Raw genomic sequence first — 1,025 nt, forward strand, 5'->3', positions numbered from 1 at the left:
GTATGGCAACTAACCAAGGTTTTTGGTTGTCATTAAGAAGGGTTAATTCTCAATGACTGTTTGCCGGACTCAATTGTGATTCAAACAAGTTTGAATCACTCTTTATTTCCACTTTTAAAAAGTGAAGACAAAAAGCCAAGACACTTGAATGTGTTTGTTGTGTTTATACCGTTCTTATTAAATAAGAGCAGATAAACATTGAGAACTTTTAAATTTGATTGAATTACTCGTAAGTAAATCAATCAGTCAGCTTTCCAAATTGTTAAAGAGCAAGAGTTTTTAAAGCATTAAACTTTCAAAACCATTTTTAAATACACTCAGTTTTCTATTACTAAGAAAAGTGTGCTTAAAGATGGTGGGCGATACCGGGCTCGAACCAGTGACCCCCTGCTTGTAAGGCAGGTGCTCTCCCAACTGAGCTAATCGCCCATGATAGTTTTGATTCCTTCATGGAGAAAGAATGGTGGAGCTATGCGGGATCGAACCGCAGACCTCCTGCGTGCAAGGCAAGCGCTCTCCCAGCTGAGCTATAGCCCCATATTTTTATTTCCTTGGGAGGAAATGGTGGGCGATACCGGGCTCGAACCAGTGACCCCCTGCTTGTAAGGCAGGTGCTCTCCCAACTGAGCTAATCGCCCCAAATTTTATTTCCTTGGGAGGAAATGGTGGGTCGTGCAGGATTCGAACCTGCGACCAATTGATTAAAAGTCAACTGCTCTACCAACTGAGCTAACGACCCTTTTTACTTCTTGAAGGAAGTGGTATCCCGTAGGGGAGTCGAACCCCTGTTACCGCCGTGAAAGGGCGGTGTCCTAGGCCTCTAGACGAACGGGACACTGCTAATTTATCTCCACTTTAAAAAGTAGAAACAAACTTCGAAGAACCTTGGGAGTTCTTCATCTCTTATTCTTTTTAAACCTAATCAATCTGTGTGGGTACTCATCGTAAATATCTTCGTATAAGGAGGTGATCCAGCCCCAGGTTCCCCTAGGGCTACCTTGTTACGACTTCACCCCAGTCATGAA

5 tRNA genes and 1 rRNA gene are annotated in these 1,025 nt (G+C 43.1%); all 6 read right to left on the bottom strand.

The window, feature by feature from the left end:
• Positions 1 to 353: 353 nt before the first annotated feature.
• A tRNA-Val gene (locus F0229_RS21620) sits at positions 354 to 429 on the bottom strand.
• 32 nt (positions 430 to 461) lie between these two features.
• A tRNA-Ala gene (locus F0229_RS21625) sits at positions 462 to 537 on the bottom strand.
• 25 nt (positions 538 to 562) lie between these two features.
• Positions 563 to 638 (bottom strand) — tRNA-Val (locus F0229_RS21630).
• A gap of 25 nt (positions 639 to 663) precedes the next feature.
• A tRNA-Lys gene (locus tag F0229_RS21635) sits at positions 664 to 739 on the bottom strand.
• Positions 740 to 759: 20 nt separating this feature from the next.
• Positions 760 to 835 (bottom strand) — tRNA-Glu (locus F0229_RS21640).
• Between the two features lie 124 nt (positions 836 to 959).
• Positions 960 to 1,025, bottom strand: a 16S ribosomal RNA gene (locus tag F0229_RS21645); the annotation flags it as partial.

This window comes from Vibrio sp. AIC-3, from assembly GCF_013114515.1.
Lineage (GTDB): Bacteria > Pseudomonadota > Gammaproteobacteria > Enterobacterales > Vibrionaceae > Vibrio > Vibrio crassostreae_C.